This is a genomic window from Thiocapsa sp. (assembly GCF_035467215.1).
In the GTDB taxonomy this organism is placed as follows: domain Bacteria; phylum Pseudomonadota; class Gammaproteobacteria; order Chromatiales; family Chromatiaceae; genus Thiocapsa.
In genome coordinates, this window is sequence record NZ_DATITZ010000162.1 from 1 (window position 1) to 17,434 (window position 17,434).

The 17,434-nt window shown below is 64.5% G+C and carries 15 protein-coding genes and 1 pseudogene; 8 read left to right on the forward strand and 8 right to left on the reverse strand.

From position 1 onward, the window contains the following. A pseudogene (locus tag VLR48_RS09030) lies at nucleotides 1-835 on the reverse strand (hypothetical protein); the annotation flags it as partial. A gap of 599 nt (nucleotides 836-1,434) precedes the next feature. Between VLR48_RS09030 and VLR48_RS09035 the strand changes: the two are divergent. The 5 genes from VLR48_RS09035 (at nucleotide 1,435) to dmeF (ending at nucleotide 5,944) form a co-directional block, all read left to right on the forward strand. After that, complete coding sequence (locus VLR48_RS09035) at nucleotides 1,435-1,731, forward strand: FeoA family protein (RefSeq protein WP_325291462.1); 297 nt, start codon at nucleotides 1,435-1,437, stop codon at nucleotides 1,729-1,731. A gap of 95 nt (nucleotides 1,732-1,826) precedes the next feature. Further along, nucleotides 1,827-2,060: a FeoA family protein gene (locus VLR48_RS09040; RefSeq protein ID WP_325291463.1), complete on the forward strand. Its 234-nt coding sequence runs from the start codon at nucleotides 1,827-1,829 to the stop codon at nucleotides 2,058-2,060. 44 nt (nucleotides 2,061-2,104) lie between these two features. Then, nucleotides 2,105-4,435 carry a Fe(2+) transporter permease subunit FeoB gene (gene feoB / locus VLR48_RS09045; protein ID WP_325291476.1) on the forward strand — a complete coding sequence of 777 codons (2,331 nt, stop codon included), beginning with the start codon at nucleotides 2,105-2,107 and terminating at the stop codon, nucleotides 4,433-4,435. A 51-nt stretch (nucleotides 4,436-4,486) separates the two neighbouring features. Beyond that, on the forward strand, nucleotides 4,487-4,729 hold the full coding sequence (locus tag VLR48_RS09050) for a FeoC-like transcriptional regulator (RefSeq protein WP_325291464.1): 243 nt from the start codon (nucleotides 4,487-4,489) through the stop codon (nucleotides 4,727-4,729). Nucleotides 4,730-4,903: 174 nt separating this feature from the next. Then, the gene (gene dmeF / locus VLR48_RS09055; protein WP_325291465.1) at nucleotides 4,904-5,944 is read left to right on the forward strand and encodes a CDF family Co(II)/Ni(II) efflux transporter DmeF; all 1,041 of its coding nucleotides are present in this window, start codon (nucleotides 4,904-4,906) and stop codon (nucleotides 5,942-5,944) included. A 166-nt stretch (nucleotides 5,945-6,110) separates the two neighbouring features. On the opposite strand, the gene VLR48_RS09060 is transcribed toward dmeF, so the two are convergent. The 3 genes from VLR48_RS09060 to VLR48_RS09070 are packed head-to-tail and all read right to left on the reverse strand — an operon-like array spanning nucleotide 6,111 to nucleotide 9,692. Next, on the reverse strand, nucleotides 6,111-6,773 hold the full coding sequence (locus VLR48_RS09060) for a PqiC family protein (RefSeq protein ID WP_325291466.1): 663 nt from the start codon (nucleotides 6,771-6,773) through the stop codon (nucleotides 6,111-6,113). After that, nucleotides 6,770-8,455: an intermembrane transport protein PqiB gene (locus VLR48_RS09065; protein WP_325291467.1), complete on the reverse strand. Its 1,686-nt coding sequence runs from the start codon at nucleotides 8,453-8,455 to the stop codon at nucleotides 6,770-6,772. The genes VLR48_RS09060 and VLR48_RS09065 overlap by 4 nt, the downstream gene beginning before the upstream one ends. Then, complete coding sequence (locus tag VLR48_RS09070; RefSeq protein ID WP_325291468.1) at nucleotides 8,403-9,692, reverse strand: paraquat-inducible protein A; 1,290 nt, start codon at nucleotides 9,690-9,692, stop codon at nucleotides 8,403-8,405. The genes VLR48_RS09065 and VLR48_RS09070 overlap by 53 nt, the downstream gene beginning before the upstream one ends. Nucleotides 9,693-9,981: 289 nt before the next feature. On the opposite strand from VLR48_RS09070, the gene VLR48_RS09075 reads away from it, so the two are divergent. Both VLR48_RS09075 and VLR48_RS09080 read left to right on the forward strand, forming a co-directional pair. Beyond that, nucleotides 9,982-10,413, forward strand: a complete 432-nt coding sequence (locus VLR48_RS09075; RefSeq protein ID WP_325291469.1) for a DNA polymerase III subunit chi — start codon at nucleotides 9,982-9,984, stop codon at nucleotides 10,411-10,413. 179 nt (nucleotides 10,414-10,592) lie between these two features. Next, nucleotides 10,593-10,937, forward strand: coding sequence for a TusE/DsrC/DsvC family sulfur relay protein (locus tag VLR48_RS09080; protein WP_325291470.1), 345 nt, complete (start codon nucleotides 10,593-10,595; stop codon nucleotides 10,935-10,937). 245 nt (nucleotides 10,938-11,182) lie between these two features. On the opposite strand, the gene parC is transcribed toward VLR48_RS09080, so the two are convergent. The 3 genes from parC to VLR48_RS09095 form a co-directional block, all read right to left on the reverse strand. Further along, nucleotides 11,183-13,444, reverse strand: a complete 2,262-nt coding sequence (gene parC, locus VLR48_RS09085) for a DNA topoisomerase IV subunit A (protein WP_325291471.1) — start codon at nucleotides 13,442-13,444, stop codon at nucleotides 11,183-11,185. Between the two features lie 306 nt (nucleotides 13,445-13,750). Continuing rightward, on the reverse strand, nucleotides 13,751-14,851 hold the full coding sequence (locus VLR48_RS09090; RefSeq protein WP_325291472.1) for an NADH:flavin oxidoreductase/NADH oxidase: 1,101 nt from the start codon (nucleotides 14,849-14,851) through the stop codon (nucleotides 13,751-13,753). Nucleotides 14,852-14,910: 59 nt separating this feature from the next. Next, entirely contained in the window at nucleotides 14,911-15,081 is a 171-nt protein-coding gene (locus VLR48_RS09095) for a hypothetical protein (protein ID WP_325291473.1), read from the reverse strand. A gap of 215 nt (nucleotides 15,082-15,296) precedes the next feature. Here VLR48_RS09095 and VLR48_RS09100 point away from each other — a divergent pair, with 215 nt between their 5' ends. Further along, nucleotides 15,297-16,223, forward strand: coding sequence for a cation diffusion facilitator family transporter (locus VLR48_RS09100; protein WP_325291474.1), 927 nt, complete (start codon nucleotides 15,297-15,299; stop codon nucleotides 16,221-16,223). 116 nt (nucleotides 16,224-16,339) lie between these two features. Here VLR48_RS09100 and VLR48_RS09105 read toward each other — a convergent pair. Beyond that, nucleotides 16,340-17,434, reverse strand: a 1,095-nt coding sequence (locus VLR48_RS09105) for a Bcr/CflA family multidrug efflux MFS transporter (protein WP_325291475.1), incomplete at its 5' end; no start/stop codon positions are given.

Genomic DNA, 17,434 nt, shown 5'->3' on the forward strand with positions numbered 1-17,434 from the left:
CGATCTCGGCCTGTTTGTCGGCCAGCGCGGCCACCAAAGCCTTCGCCCGCGCATCCCACTTGCGCGCCTCCGGACCATAGCCCTCCGGCCGGTCGCCGCGTCCATGGATCTCGTCGCCGAGTCGCTCCTGTGCAGCGGCCAGCTCGGTGCGCAGCACCGTGATCTCCGGGGTATACTCGGCCGCGATTCGATCACGGCGTTGCCGCTCGGCATCGAGCGAGCGATTCAGACGCTCGACCTCCTCCTCCAGGGGAGCGATCAGCCCACCGTAGCGCGCATCGATCTCTCCGGCACGCGCGGCGACCTGCGCCTGTAAGGCCGCATCGCGTTGGGCGTAATACTGCTCGACCAGGCGCTGGTGGTAACTTTCGATATCGTCGGCGCGGATCAGCTTGGCCAGAAAGGGCGCGGTCACATAGAGCGAGACCGCCACGATCAGCACCCGCATCAGCAGACCGAAGAACCAGCGTGCACCCGCACCGCGCTGCTCCGGCCGAGCGCCACGAAGGGCGCTCCCGGATGCAACCCGAGCGCGGGTCGGGCGCTCTGACATGATCAGAGAGGCGTCGACGATCCAGATGATCGCGAACATGAGCATGAACATGAAGAGACCGGCGACCGGCCGCAGCCAGGTCGCGGCCTGCGGGACGATCGAGGCCCCGACGAAACCCCAGACGATGCCTTCGATGCTGGCCATCATCAGGATGACGACCCAAGCGAAGCCGAGCCAAACCGCAACGGCCGGCGTGACGAGGCTGTCGCCGTAAGGACGCAGCCGCAGCGTATTCAACGATGGGACCTTGAAGAAGCGCCGAGATCGCCGCCCGAGATCCATGTTCCTACCCTCCCTTGACGCGTGCGAGCACCGCAATCAGGACAGGATAAACCATCGGTGGCCGCCGACCGATACGATGTGTGAATGCGAGAGATCCCCGGATAGGCGGGACGATACGCTTAGTGTAGCGGTGCAGAGATTCCGAAACCGTCGCAGATCATCTGCGTTGTCGGTCTCGACACATCTGTCGTGCTGTACGAGCCAGCGGCGGCAGGTAAAGCAAGCATGCCCGACACAGTTCTCGTGAGCGGAGCCGTCCCTCTTCCTGAGAACCCGATTCCGATCATGTGCAGCGGCTCTGAAAGCTGCTGAAATAGGCGAAAGCCACAGCGTCTCGGCGAATCGTCTTTCGACCCGAATGACGATCGAATCTTCACCGCCGAACGCCTCCGCGTTGAGAATCATTTGCACTTAGAGCCAAGCTGGACTAGCATTTCCATCAGACAGGATGCCTGCCGGTCGAGCCATCGCAGCGCCCCGCGATACGCTCATCCAGCCGATCCATCCAGACGTTCAACGCCCCTCGCGAGCGCCGTGCCGCCCTTGAATCTCGGCGACACCTCCGGATCCCGGGGTCCTCAAGAATTGGAGAATCGACGATGTTCGGTCAACACGGCCTCACAAACCCCGTCAGCCATGAGTCCCTCATGATGGGCATCCCACCGGTGAAGGGATTTCCGCTCATGATGGCCGATGAAGGCGCCCGCGTGAGAATCGTCGCACTGCATGGCGGCAAAGGATTGACGACGCGCCTGACGGAGCTGGGTCTGAATGTCGGATCCGAGCTCGCCGTCGTGCAACGCCAAGGCGGCGGTTTACTGATTGCCCGGGGCGAGGCGCGCATTGCGCTCGGCGGCGGCATGGCGGCCAAGATCCAGGTCGTGCCCCTCGCCTGACGGCGCAATCCCGAGCGCTCGGCCGACGACCGAGATCCGGCCCGGACGGAAGGGAAACCGACCTTATTCGCTTTTCACGCAATGCAGCATCACTCATGACCACACTCAGAGACATGAAGTCCGGTGATCACGGCCGCGTCAAGGGGTTTGACGCCGGCGCACCGGCCTATCGCCGCAAGCTCCTCTCGATGGGGTTGACGCCCGGGGCGGAAATCCAGGTGATCCGGGTCGCACCGCTCGGCGATCCGGTGGAGATTCGCGTGCGCGGCTGCTCGATCAGTTTGCGTAAGGACGAGGCGGCCGCCGTGCTGGTCGAGGACCTGTCATGAGTAACCTCCCGAACGGAACCGGCAGCGAAGCCGGGAAGCACACCATGAACAAACCCTTGACCATCGGCGTGGTCGGCAATCCGAACTGCGGCAAGACGACCCTCTTCAACGCCTTGACCGGCTCGCGTCAACGCGTCGGCAACTGGCCGGGTGTGACCGTGGAGCGCAAGATCGGGCGTTATCGCTTCGAGGGATCCATCGTCCACCTCGTGGACTTGCCCGGCACCTATTCGCTAGACGTCTCGGATCACGATCTGTCGCTCGACGAGCGTATTGCACGCGACTTCATCCACGATCGCGAAGCGGATCTCATCCTCAACATCCTCGATGCGACCAACCTCGAACGCAATCTTTATCTCACCACTCAACTGATCGAGATGGGCCGCCCCTTGGTCGTGGCGCTGAACATGATGGACGTGGCCCGCGAGCGGGGCATGAAGATCGACGTCACAGCCCTCGCCAAGCGTCTGGGCTGTCCGGTCGTGCCCATCTCGGCCGCCACCGGCTCCGGCATCGCGGATCTCAAGCGCGTTCTGCTGGAGAGCCAGGCGACCCATCCGATCCCGCGGATCGAGATCCCCTACCAGCCGCTGCTCGAGAAGGCGATCGCCGCACTCTTGCCGCGTGTCGCGCCGATCGCGCGCGAGAACGGCGACTCGCCGCGCTGGCTTGCCGCCCGTCTGCTCGAGGGCGACGATCTGGCGCAGCGCCTGGTCGGCGACCGGGTATCATCGGACGAGGTCCGCGCGCTGCTCGGCGATCAGGCCGACGATCTCGACATCCTGATCGCGGATGCCCGTTACAGCTTCGCGCACGCGATGACCCAGGCATCCGTGACGCAGGTCGGCGCGGTCTCGCGCAACCTCTCCGACCGCATCGATCGGGTCATGCTCAACCGACTGCTCGGCATCCCGATCTTCCTGGTCGTGATGTATCTGATGTTCATGTTCACCATCAACATCGGCGGGGCCTTCATCGACGTCTTCGACCAGACCGCGGGCACCCTCTTCGTGGACGGTACGGCCCATGTCCTGGCCGGCCTGGGTGCGCCCGCGTGGCTCGTCCTGCTGCTGGCCGACGGCATCGGCGGCGGCATCCAGGTGGTGGCGACCTTCATCCCTACCATCGCCTTCCTTTATGTCTTCATGTCGATCCTGGAGGACTCGGGATACATGGCCCGAGCCGCATTCGTCATGGATCGCTTCATGCGCGCCATCGGCCTGCCGGGTAAATCCTTCGTACCGCTCCTGGTCGGATTCGGCTGCAACGTTCCGGCGATCATGGCCGCGCGGACCTTGGAGAACCAACGCGACCGGACGCTGACGGTCCTGATGGCGCCATTCATGTCCTGCGGCGCGCGGCTGCCGGTCTATGTGCTCTTTGCTGCGGCCTTCTTCCCGGTCGGCGGTCAGAACATCGTCTTCGGGCTCTATCTCATCGGCATCGCGGTCGCGGTGCTGACCGGCTTCGTCATGAAGAACACCCTGCTCAAGGGCGACGCCACGCCCTTTATCATGGAGTTGCCGCCCTATCACCTGCCGACCCTGAAGGGTGTGGCCTTGCGCACGCTCGACCGCACCGGCGGCTTCGTCGTCCGGGCGGGTCAGGTCATCGTCCCCATGGTGCTGGTGCTCAACGTCATGAACAGCGTCGGCACGGACGGCTCCTTCGGCAACGAGAACAGCGACAAGTCCGTCCTCGCCGAGGTCGGTCGCACGCTTTCGCCCGCCTTCGCGCCGATGGGTCTGGACGCGGACAACTGGCCGGCCACCGTCGGTATCTTCACCGGCATCCTGGCCAAGGAGGCCGTGGTCGGTACCCTGGATGCGACCTACTCGGCACTCGCAATCGCGGATGCCGGCGAGACCGAAGAGGAAACGCCCTTCGACCTGAAGGCCGGTCTGCTCGGCGCCCTGGCGACGATTCCCGCGAACCTCGCCGACGCGCTCGGCAGTTGGGAGGATCCGATCGGCTTGAATGTGGGCGACCTGACCGACACGGCCGCCGTGGCCGAGTCTCAAGCGATCACCACGGGCACCTTCGGGGCCATGGCCTCGCGCTTCGACGGGGCCGCCGGAGCCTTCGCTTATCTGCTCTTTATCCTGCTCTACGCACCCTGCGTCGCGGCGATTGCGGCCATCTATCGCGAGACCTCGCCGGGCTGGGCGGTCTTTGCGGTGCTCTGGACGACCGGGCTTGGCTACATCGTCGCCACCGTCTTTTATCAGAGCGCCATCTTCGCGCGCGACCCGACCAGCTCGGCGGCCTGGATCGCCGGCATGCTGGCCCTCTTCGCTGCGGTGGTCATCGGGATGCGGATCAGCGCGGAGCGCGGAGGTCCGCGGCCGACCGGGCTGGTCCGCGAAGGGGCCTAACGGCCGGTTCGGATCGACGCACTCGACCCCACATCACCAAGGAGACGCAGCATGATCCTCTCGGAGCTGACCGGTTATCTCGCGCAGCACCGCCGGGTCGGCTTGATGGACTTGGCCTATCGCTTCGAATCCAGCCCGGATGCCTTGCGCGGCATGCTGACCATCCTGGAGCGCAAGGGGCGGGTCCGTCGGATCACGGGTTCGGCCGGATGCAGCTCGGGTTGCAGCAAATGCGACCCGGCGACGGTCGAGACCTATGAGTGGATCGGCGAGGGGTCTCGGGAGGGTGCCTGAGGGGTTGTGAGGGATTCCCAGCGATCAGCGATCAGCTATCAGGCCGGGGGGTTGTGACGAGCCGAGCGAGGCACAGCCAAGCATTTTGTCGCATACACAACCGGGATCGACATTCTGGAAACCGCCCACCAGCCAACAGCTAACAGCTCGGCTTCGATCACAGACGAGATGCCTATGCACACACACGACATCAGCGACTGGGGTCATAGCCACGACTTCGCGACTGCCGACCAGGCCGATGCGGAGCGTCGGACGCGCTGGGTCGTGGGTCTCACCCTCGCGGCCATGTGCGTGGAGTTGGTCGCCGGCTGGATCACCGGCTCGATGGCCCTGCTGGCGGACGGCTGGCATATGGGCAGTCATGCCGCGGCGCTCGGTATCGCCGCCTATGCCTATGCCTTCGCACGGCAGCGCGGGGCGGATCGGCGCTTCACCTTCGGGACCGGCAAAGTGTCCTCGCTTGCAGGTTATACGAGCGCGCTGCTGCTGGCCGCCGGCGCCCTTTGGATGCTGGTCGAGTCACTGAGCCGCCTCGTCGACCCAGTCGAGATCCGCTACGAGGAGGCGATGATCGTCGCCGTCTTCGGCCTGGCCGTGAACCTGCTCAGCGCCTGGTTGTTGGGCCACTCCGGACACGAGCACCATCATCACGGGCATGATCATCCGCACGATCACGAGCGTGATCACGATCGCCTTCATGCGCACGACGATCATGCACACGACCATCATCACGGGCTCGCCGACATCCAGGATCACAACCTCAAGGCGGCCTATCTGCATGTCATCGCCGATGCCCTGACCTCCGTTCTGGCGCTGGTCGCATTGGCGATGGGTATGCTCTACGGCTGGGCCTTCATGGATCCATTGATGGGGATCGTCGGCGCCGCCTTGGTCGGCCGCTGGGCCTGGGGGCTCGCTCGGGAGAGCGCGCAGGTGCTGCTCGACGCGGGTGACAACGGCGCGATCGAGCAGGAGATCCGCCGGCGTATCGAGGCCGATGCCGACAACCAGGTCGCGGATCTACACGTCTGGCGGATCGCACCGGCAGGACGTGCGTGCATCCTGTCGCTGGTCACCCACCACCCGCGACCCGTCGAGCACTACCGCGGTCTGCTCTCGGGCATGACCGGCCTGCTCCACATCACCGTCGAGGTGAATCAGTGCAGAGAGCCGGCATGCGGGGCAGGACTCGCCCCGGAGCCGCGAACCGCATGACTCGACTCCCGCCGTAGGATGGGTAGAGCGCAGCGAAACCCATCATCCCCGCTCCAAGGTAGCGGTCGAGAACGTAGGACCGGTAGAGAGCGACACCATCCTCCCCCGCGTCGCCCCGGCCAAAGCTCACGTAGCTCACCCCGACCCGCGCACCGCCAACGGCAAATCAGGGGAGGCGCAGCGCGCCGTCGCGATCGTACGGCTGCTCCGGTGCCGGCGGCTTCGGCTGCGGGAGCTGCTTTAAGGTCACTGCGACATCCCGGCTGAAATCACCCAAGGTCTCGCTCATCGCCGCGATGAGAGCGCCCTCGTCCTTCGGCTCGGCCAGCGGGCGACGATAGTGCGTTTCCTCGACGCGTAGAACCTGATTCGTGCGGTGCTCGAGGACGATCCAGCGTGCACGCAGGACCGCGTATCCGTCGTAGGTCCCTTCGAAGGCGAGCACGTCGGCCGTGACCCGAAAGTCCAACGGATAGCGGACCTCGTTGGGAAAGGCGAAGACACTGGTCGTGCCCAACAAGGCAGACATGTTCTCGATCCAGACCCGCAGGAAATCGTCCTGGATGGTTCCGCCCCAACGATGGAACTCATCGATGGCCAAGCGATTGCCGGCATCGCGCTTCACGATCTGGGGTCGGTCGAGAAACTGAGGAAAGTTCACCGGACCAAGCCCGACGCCCAGCGCCGTGCTCGGCGGACCGCCCGAATCGGGCATCGCACGCATCGGCGTGAGGGTATAAAAGCTCGACGGCGGCGAGGTCGCACAGCCCGCCGTGACCAAGACGGCGACGGCAACCGCGGCGGCCAAACCGAATCCACGCACCTTCATCGACCTCCTCCTTTACCCCTCAGCAGGGCTTCCGGGTGACGCTCCAGATAGTCCGTCAGGACCCGCAGCGATCGCGCCGCACCCGAGACCTCGTTGAGCGAGCGTCGCAGCTCGACGGAGATGGGTGAGCCCTCCTCGATCATCTCGCGCACACCCCGCAAGGTCCCGGTGGTCTGACGCAGGGTCTCGGCAAGCTCGGGAGCAATGCCCGTGTTGAGCTGCTCGGCCAGCGCACGGATCTCGGCCAGCGATTTCTCAAGCTCCACGATACCCTGTTTGAGCGCCGCTGAGTTCACGATCTCGCTCGCTCCGGCGAGCGTGTCGGTCAGATCCTTTCCGATCCGATCGAACGGGAAGGCATCGAGCCGATCGAGGATCGCCGTGACCTTGTTGGTCAGGGCCTCGAGCGAGCCGGGGATCGTCGGCAGCACATCGTAATCACCCTCTCGTGCGAGGACTTCGGGCGCAACATCCGGGTAGAAATCCAGCTCGACATAGAGCTGGCCCGTGACGAGGCTGCCCGTCTTGAGCTGAGCCCGCAGACCCTTGGCGACCAATTGCCTGATCATGCCCGTCTCGTCGAGTGCGCCGCGGTCGCCGCGAACCGCGATCCGCTCGGGCTCGACCTCGATCAAGACCGGGATGTGAAACTGCAGATCCTCGACGCTGAGCTGAAGCTGGATATCGAGGACCTTCCCGATCGCGATGCCGCGCAGCATGACGGGCGCACCGACACTCAAACCGCGCACCGAGCCGTCGAAGAACAGAAGATAGCGCTCCTTGTGCAGGTAGGTCTTCTCATGGGCGTTGTCGCGGCTCGCATACAGCGGGAACACGTGATCCGTGCTCGGAGGCTCGCCCGGCGCATCGATGGTATCCGGGGTATCGAAGGCCACCCCGCCGATCAAGACCGACATGAGCGATTCGGTATCCACCTTCACGCCGGCCGCAGTCAAAGAGAAATCGATCCCGCTCGCGTTCCAGAACCGGGTGCTCGTCGAGACCAACCGATCATGCGGCGCGAAGACAAAGACGTCGATGCCGACCGCCTCCCCGTCGTCGTCCAGCGAGAAACCCGCGACCTGACCGACCTGAATCTGGCGGTAATAGACCGGAGCACCGACGTTCAAGGACCCCAAGGTCGGCGAGCTCAATGCGAATCGCGACCCGGCCTCCGAGGTCGTGAACAGCGGCGGCTCCTCGAGACCCTTGAACTGAAACATCTCTTTCCCGTCACGCACCGGATCGATCGCGATAAAGGAGCCCGAGAGCAGGGTCTCCAGACCCGAGACACCGCTCGCGGTCACCCGCGGACGCTCGACCCAGAAGCGCGTCTTCTCGGTGAGAAACTGCTCCGAGCCGTGCTTGAGCTCGGCAGTCACGATGACGCTCTTCAGATCCGGACTCACGTCGATGGAGGTGACCTGGCCGATGTCCACGTCTTTGAACTTGACCTTGGTCGTGCCGGCTTCCAGGCCCGACGCCGTCCTGAACTCGATCGTGACCGTCGGCCCCCGCTCGCCATAGGTCTTGGCCGCAAGCCAACCCCCGATCAACAGGGCCACGATCGGGATCAGCCAGACGAGCGAAACACCGCTGCGACCCTTGACGATCGCCGCAGGCGCACCCTCAGGGGGGTTCGGCAAGGGTGGCCCCGACCGGCCGTTCTCGATCTCCGACATGTCCCTGCTCCATCGCGTCCCAGATCAGTCTGGGATCGAACGACATGGCCGCGAGCATGGTCAAGACCACGACCGCGCAAAAAAAGATGGCGCCCAGCTCCGCTTGGACGCTCGCGATGTTCCCGAGCCGCACCAAGGCGACCAGGATGGTGACCACATAGACATCGACCATGGACCAGCGTCCGATCGTCTCGACTACACGATAGAGGCGGGTCCTTTCGCGCGGCCGCCACGCGGAGCGCAGTTGAACCGACACGAGAAGGAAGATCAAGATCAACAGCTTCAGAAGCGGAACGAAGATGCTTGCAGTAAAGATCACAAGGGCCAGAGGCCACATCCCGTGATCCAACATGAACGACACCCCGGTAAAGATGGTATCCGATTGGCTGCGTCCGAGCGACGTCACCGACATGATCGGCAAGACGTTCGCCGGGATGTAGCAGAGGATCGCCGCAATCAACAACGCCCATGCCCGTTGCAGGCTTTGAGGTTTGCGCCGGTGCAGGACGTCGGTGCAACGCGGACAGCGCAGACGTTCGCCGTCGCGCACGGCCCGGGAGGGCCGAACCAGAAGCTCGCAGACATCGCAGGAAAGGTGGTCCTCGCCGTGACGCACCGGGCGCGTGCGATCACCCGCGATCGGTACGCGCGACCAGACGAGATCCGGATCCAGGGCCGCTTGCGCGGCCGCCAGGACAAAAATGAGCGCGACGAGCGCGAAGAGCGAGGCACCCGGAACGATCGACGCCATGTCGGCGAGCTTGACCACCGCGACCAGGATTCCGACCATGAAGACGTCCATCATCCCCCAAGGGACCAGGGTCCGAACCCATCGAAAGAGCGTCGGCAACCAAGGCGGCATCCGATTCAAGGTCAGCGGGATCAAGACCATCAGCAAGAGCGCCAACTGTAGACCGGGCGCGAGGATGCTGGTGAAGAGCACCACCGCGGCGATTGGCCAATCACCCCCTTGATAGAGATCCACCACGCCCGTGATCAGGGTCGTCTGAGTCCCCCTGCCCTGCATCTCGAAGGACAGAAAGGGAAAGCTGTTGGCGACGACGAAGAGGACGAGCCCGGCGATCGTCAGCGCCAGCGTTCGGTTCAAGCTATCCGGCCGATTGCGGTGCATCGTCCCGCCGCAGCGCACGCACTGCGCCGATCCGCCCGGCGGCACCTCCGGGATGCGCTGCAGCAGGCCGCATTCCAGACATGCGGTGAGCCAGTCTTGAGCCATGGGTGCTCGGTCGTTTTCTCGGTGATCCGTGCGAAACGGGGCTTGATCGGTTCGGTTCGGCGCGCGGGGCACGCAACCCCGCGAAGAAGCGACATGCTGTCGGTATACTAACCCCAATCGGACCGCGAAAAGGCCGTTTCGCGGGAGCCAGGGCAACGCCGCAGCCGCGTCCAGCGCCGAAGCACGCCCGCGGTCAATGACATCACGACTTAAGGCTTGTGTTCGCGGACTCGCGCAGAGTCGGCCCCGATCAACAACAGCGCATGGCAAATCGGACGCGCCTTAACCCATGACCAGAATCGACTTCTACAGCCTGGACGGCAACAGCGGGGGCGATCGTTTCCTCCTCGTCTGTCGCCTCGTCGAACGCATCCGCACGACCGGCGCACGCGTGCTGATCCACTGTCCCGACCCGGGGCAAGCCCAACATCTGGATCGTCTGCTCTGGACCTTCCGCGAGGACAGTTTCCTGCCCCACGGACGGGTCGGTCAAACCGACCCTGAGTTGACACCCGTCCTCATCAGCGGCGACGGCTCGCCCGAGACCGAGGATCAGGTCCTGATCAACCTCTCCAGCGAGGTCCCGGAGTTCTTCGGCCGCTTCGAACGCCTCTGCGAGCCCATCGACCACGACACCGCCGCCCGCCTCGCCGGGCGCGAGCGCTTCCGCTACTACCGCGATCGCGGCTACCCGCTGCAGCATCACCAGATTCAGCTCTGACCCACCCCGCCAACATCACCGCAAATCAATACTGCACTCGGACACAAGGATGGCCTCGATGAATCGGTGCGCCAATCAGGGGGTTGACGCGCCGTCAATTCCGACTATATTCGTCAGTGAGGAAGAAGCTAATGCCAATATAAAAATAATTGATCAACCAAAGACCAAGGATAATCACGATGACTCATACCGCCGTTCAGGCCCAGAACCCGCCTAAGCACCGCCCCCTTCCCGTCGACGAGGACGGGTTCCTGATCGACCCGACGGATTGGAACGCCGGCATGGCCCGCGTCATGGCGGAGATCGACGAGATCGGGCCGCTCGGCCCCGACCATTGGTCGATCATCTACTACCTGCGCGAGCACCGCATGACCTACGGCGCCATCCCGCCGGTGTCGCAGATCTGCCGCACACACGGCATGGAGCGCGACTCCGTTCGGCGGCTCTTCGGCTCCTGCCGTCAGGCTTGGCGCATCGCGGGGTTGCCGCATCCGGGCGATGAAGCCTTGAGCTATATGAGCTAAACCGCGTCCGGAACGATATGAAGTCGTTTTCGCACTGGATCGGCTACGGCAGAAACCATGTGCGTCGGAGCTGACGCGGTTTAGAATTCCAAGGTGATTTCCTGGAAAGGATCTACCGGGTAGGGGCGAATTGATTCGCCCCTAAGATCTCCCGCAGGTTTCTCGTGCATCCGCAGTCGGGATACGGATTCACCGAAATCGCCTGGAATCGTGCTCGCGTCCGTTTTCGGCCTCGCCGCTCCGACCTACGCCACCGACAGACCTTCCACCCGCTGGAACCCCCGCGGCAGCAAACGCCCGCGGCGCCCGCGCTCACCTTGATAGACATCCAGATCGGCCGGTTTCAGGGTCAGCGTCCGTTTGCCCGAGAGCAGCACCAGACTCCCGCCCTGCGGGACCACGGCGAGCGCAATTACCAACTCCTCCCGTGCCGCGACGCGGGCCGACGGGATGCCGATGATCTTGTTGCCCTTGCCTCGCGGCATCTCGGGAAGCTCCGAGACCGGGAACAGCAGCAGATGCCCCGCGGTGGTGACGGCCGCGAGCCGGGCACCCTCCAGACCGCCCTCCTCCCCGGTCAGCGCCAGCGGCACCAAGAACTCGGCGCCTTTCGGCAGGCTCAGCACCGCCTTGCCGGCCTTGGCCTTGGCGAAAAGGTCCTCCATTCGGGCGATGAAGCCGTATCCGGCATCCGACGCCATCAAGACTCGGCCCTCGGGCGCCTCGCCCAGCACCGCCACGAAACGCGCACCGGCGGGCGGATCCAGTCGACCGGTCAAAGGCTCGCCTTGCCCGCGCGCAGACGGCAGGCTGTGGGCGGGCAAGGAATAGCTGCGTCCGGTTGAATCGAGAAAGACAACGGTCTGACTGCTGCGCACCCGCACCGCCATGAGAAACCGGTCCCCGGAGCGGTAGCTCAGCCCGACCGGATCGACCTCGTGCCCTTTGGCCGCACGCACCCAGCCCTTCTCGGACAGAACGACGGTCACCGGCTCGCTCGGGGTCAGATCGATCTCGTCGATCGCCGCCGCGCTGGCCCGTGCGACCAGCGGCGAGCGCCGCGGGTCGCCGTGCTTCTCGGCATCGGCCGTGATCTCTTCGGAGATCAGCCGCTTGAGCGCCAACTCATCGCCCAGGATGGCTTGCAGCCCGTCGCGCTCCTCTGCCAGCTCCGCTTGCTCGCTGCGGATCTTCATCTCTTCCAGACGCGCGAGCTGGCGCAGCCGGGTATTCAGCACATAGTCCGCCTGGGCCTCGGAGAGCGCGAACCGCGCCATGAGCACCGGCTTGGGCTCATCCTCCGTGCGGACGATGCGGATCACCTCGTCGATGTTGAGAAAGGCGATCAGCAGGCCGTCCAAGAGATGCAGACGCTCGAGGACCTTGTTCAGCCGATGTTGCGAGCGCCGCCGGACCGTCTCTGTCCGGTACATCAACCATTCGACGAGGATGTCGCGCAGGGTCATGACGCGCGGCCGACCGTTCAGCGCGATCACGTTCATGTTGACCCGGTAGCTGCGCTCCAGGTCGGTCGTGGCGAAGAGGTGCGACATCAGCCGGTCGACATCGACACGGTTGGAGCGCGGCACGATCACCAGCCGGGTCGGGAACTCATGATCGGACTCGTCGCGGAAGTCCTCGATCATCGGCAGCTTCTTGGCGTTGAACTGCTGCGCGATCTGCTCCAGGACACGGCTGCCGGAGACCTGATACGGCAGAGCCGTGATGACGATCTCGCCGCGCTCGACCTCGTAGACGGCGCGCTGCTTCAGGCTACCGCCGCCGGTCTGGTAGATCTTCGCGAGATCCTCGCGCGGGGTGACGATCTCGCCCGCGGTCGGAAAATCCGGCCCCGGAACGAAGCGCATCAGATCCTCGAGTGTCGCATCCGGATGATCTAGAAGATGGATGCAGGCCCGGGCGACCTCGCGCAGGTTGTGCGAGGGGATGTCGGTAGCCATCCCGACGGCGATGCCGGTCGCGCCGTTGAGCAGCAGGTTTGGCAGACGCGCCGGCAGCAGCTTGGGCTCCTCCAGCGTCCCGTCGAAGTTGGGCTGCCAGTCGACCGTCCCCTGATCGACCTCCTCGAGCAGCAGATCCGCGTAGGGCGTAAGACGCGACTCGGTATAGCGCATGGCCGCGAACGACTTGGGATCGTCCGGCGAGCCCCAGTTGCCCTGCCCGTCCACCAGCGGATAGCGATAGCTGAAGGGCTGCGCCATCAGCACCATCGCCTCGTAGCAGGCCGAATCCCCGTGCGGATGGAATTTACCCAGCACGTCGCCGACGGTACGCGCGGACTTCTTGAACTTGGCCGCCGCCGAGAGCCCGAGCTCCGACATGGCGTAGAGGATGCGCCGCTGCACGGGCTTGAGCCCGTCGCCCACATGAGGCAGTGCGCGGTCGAGGATGACGTACATGGAATAGTCCAAATACGCCTTTTCGGTGAAATCCTTCAGCGGCAGGCGCTCGAGGCCCTCCGCGTTGTAGGTCGTGGTTTCGGTCATGCCGTCGTCTTGCGCTCACTGAATCCGCGGTCGCGCATGATGCGGCAAGATGCGGCTCGGGACAAACCCGATCCGAGATCCTCGATTCCCAAAACTTTTACCATCTTCCTGTCGGCGTCGACCACGCCCGGCGTGCCGGCCTAATGCCCGGCACACACCGCGCCCCGTTTGACCGGATGCTGATTGCCCAGGCGCAGATCGAAGGGCTGACCCTGGTCAGCAACGAGGTCCTGTTCGATACCTTCGGCGTTGCCCGATTGTGGTCGCTAGATGAATTGCGTCCGATCGTTGCCCGCGCCCCCGAAATCAGCTTCCACCCAAGTAACTCTGCAGCCAGTGCGCATAGGGTGCCGGGAGCACCCGTGCAGCACGCTCCACACCCAGCTTGCGGGCGGCCTCGTAAGGCCAATGCGGATTCGCCAGGTGCGCGCGCCCGATCATCACCAGGTCCAATTGCTCGTTTGCCACGGCGCCTTGGGCGATCTCCGGGACGTCGAACCCCCAGGCCGATGCCACCGGGAGCCCCGCCTCGCGCCGCACCCGCTCGGCGATCGGCGCGAGGAACCCCGGCGCCCAAGGGATCCGAGCGGTCGGGGTGGAGAAGCCGATGCTCACGCTCAAGAGATCAAGTCCGTGGCTCTTGAACTGCTTGGCCAGCTCGATCGACTCGGCCAGGGTCTCTTCATCCCGCCCATCGTATTCGATCACGCCGAAACGCGCGGTCAGGGGGAGATTCTCGGGCCAAACCTCGCGCACGGCATCGAGGGTTTCCAGCAGGAAACGGCAACGGTTCTCCAGACTCCCGCCATAGGCATCGTCGCGCTGATTGGAATGCGTGGAGAAGAAGCTCTGGCCCAGATAGCCGTGCGCGAAATGAAGCTCGAGCCACCGGAACCCGGCATCCCGCGCGCGCCGTGCCGCGGCCGTAAAGTCTGAACGCACCCGCGCGATGTCCTCCGGCGTCATCGCCTGCGGCACCTTCGGGAGATTCGCGCCGTAGTGGATCGCCGAGGGCGCAATGGGCTGCCAGCCGCGCGCGTCGCCCTCCGGGATATGGTCATCGCCTTCCCACGGGCGGTTCGCGCTCGCCTTGCGGCCGGCATGACCGATCTGAATCCCCGGCATGGCGCCGGCCGCTTTAATGGCCTCGACGGCGGGCACGAGCGCCTGCGCCTGCTCGTCGTTCCACAGACCCGTGCAGTTGGGCGTGATCCGCCCTTCCGGGGAGACCGCGGTCGCCTCCACGATGACCAGACCGGCGCCGCCGCGTGCCAAACCGGCGAGATGCACCAGATGCCAGTCGTTGACGAGGCCGTCGATCGCCGAGTACTGGCACATGGGCGGCACGGCGATGCGGTTACGCAGCGTCACGTCCTTCAACGTGAAGGGTTGGAACAGAGCGGACATGTTTACTCCTTGGTCAAGTGGTCGAGAACTCAAGCCAGTCTCTCACGCTTCGCACATGCTCAAGCGCTCGACAGGAGGCGTTTTTCCATGAACCGGTATTGGACGGAGCACTCGCCCGCGCCCATGGCATCCTCGGCATAGGCATTCAGCAAGACCACGACGGCGCGCGCGTCGTCGGATCGATCGAGATCGGCGGGCCGGATTTGACCCGAAAAAGACTGTCGATGCATCCTGATTCCCCTGTATCGCTTCGGCGTCGACGCCGACCCTCAAACCGCCTGCCTCCGTTCCGCGGCCCTCGCCTATAATCGCGTGGCCCTCCTAGCGGTGAAGAAGCAACCCCGGTATACCCAGCCGCCGGGGCACCAACCACATCCGCGACCCCGACGGCCCGGCAGCGATGCCGCACCGCGGGTAACCCTGCAACACTGGAGACCGAGAATCCGTGGCATCGATCGAGCGCGTCATGCGGTTGCGAAGCGAGCTGGAGGCGCGCCTGTTGTGGATCTCGCTCGGCGCAACCCTCGTGATCGCCGGGCTCGGCATCCTATTCGGCCTCTTGGCCCGATCGACCGCCATCCTCTTCGACGGAGTCTTCTCGCTCGTCGATGTCGCGGTCACCTGGCTGACCCTTGTCGTGGCTCGGTTGGTCGCCAGTCAAGGCGATCGTCGCTTCCAGTATGGCTTTTGGCATCTCGAGCCGATGGTCATCGCCTTGAAGGCATCGGTGCTTATCGTCCTGGTCGGTTACGCCTTCTTGAGTGCGGTGAACAGCATCCTCAAGGGCGGCTACGAGCCCGAATTCGGTACCGCGCTCGTTTACGCGGTGGCGGTCGCGCTCATGTCCTACGGGATGTGGTGGTGGATGGGCCGCCAAGCGGAGCGGATCGACTCGGGTCTGGTGCGCTTGGATGTGAAGGCATGGCTGATGTCGGCTCTGATCACCACCGCGCTCTTGATTGCCTTCGGCGCGGCGCTGGCGATGAAAGGCACCGATGCGGAGGGTTTCATCCGTTACGTCGACCCCGTCGTGCTCGCCATCGTCGCACTCTTTATCTTGCCGTTGCCCTTCCGCGAAGCGCGCGAATCATTCGGCGAGATCTTGATGATCAGCCCGCCCGACATGGATGCACACGTGCGTTCGGTCATGACGGACTTCATCGCCCGTCACGGATTTTGTGACTATCGCAGCTATCTCTCCAAGACCGGCCGCGCCAGATTTATCGAAATCTCCGTCTTGGTCTCGCCCGACCTCAGCCTACCAGTGACCCAGATCGACGCGCTGCGCGCCGAGATCGGAAACGCCATCGGCGGAGCCGGACCGGATCGGTGGCTCACCATCGTCTTTACCGCCGATCCCGTCCACCTTTGAAGCCCCCAGGACCCCGACCAAACCCTAAGGATGGGTAGAGCGCAGCGAAACCCATCCTCGCCGCATCGCCCCAGCCGAAGCTCGCACACTCACCCCGACGCCATGAACCACCCCGCTCACCCAACCTCCGAACTATCACTCCCAGCCGAGCAGCACAGCAGCCAATAGCTCCCGCCCGCCGCCAAGCCGCAGATCGCCATCCCGAACAACATCGGCGTCGCATCCCCGGTGTGCATCAGACTGACCAACGATCCCATCACCGCACCGAGCCCGAAGCGCGACGCCCCGGAGAAGGCCGACGCAGTCCCGGCCATCCGAGCGAAGTGCGCCATAAACCCCGCCATTGAATTGCCGAGCACCACCCCCGCCATCCCGAGATAGAGCAAGGTCGCACCGACGATGGCCCACAGCGGCGGCGTCCCCCAGAGGGCCAGCCCCAGCAGGATCAGCGCCGACATCACCTGCACCCCGAGCCCCAGACGCAGCAGCCGCTCCGCCCCCAAACGGTCGACCAACCGGGCAGTCTGGCTGGTCACCACCATCGCCAGGGCCACGTTCGCCCCGAAGAAGACCCCGAACCAACCCACCGGCACCCCGTGCAGCTCGATATACACGAAGGGCGAGGTCACGATATAGGTCATCATGCCGCCGAAGGAGAAAGCCCCGGTCAGCAGATACCCCAGGCCGACGCGATGTCGGAGCAAGGTCAGGTAATTGCGCAGGACCCGAGCGAGCTCGGGCGGATGGCGATCCGCATGCGAAAGCGTCTCCGGGATCAGCCGAAAGAAGAGCCCGCTCGCCGTCAAGCCCAGAACCAAGAGCGCGCCGAAGACCCAATGCCACTCCAGATAAGAGACGATGGCCCCGCCGATGGACGGTGCCAGCAATGGCGCCAGCGCCGTCGTCAACATCACCAGACTCATCACCCGCGCATAGTGATCGCGCTCGAAGAGATCCCGCACCAGGGCCGGCACCGTCACCGCTACCGCCGCGCCTCCCAGCCCCTGGACGGCGCGTCCCAGCAGCAGCGTCTCCATCCGCTCGGCCAAGACACACATGAGCGCACCCAGACAGAAGAGCGCCAACCCACCGCCGATGGTCGCACGCCGTCCGAGCACGTCCGAGGCCGGGCCCAAAACCAATTGGGCCAGAGCAAAGACGCCCAGATACGCGGTCACGCTCAGCTGAGCCAGCTCGATCGTCGAGTCCAG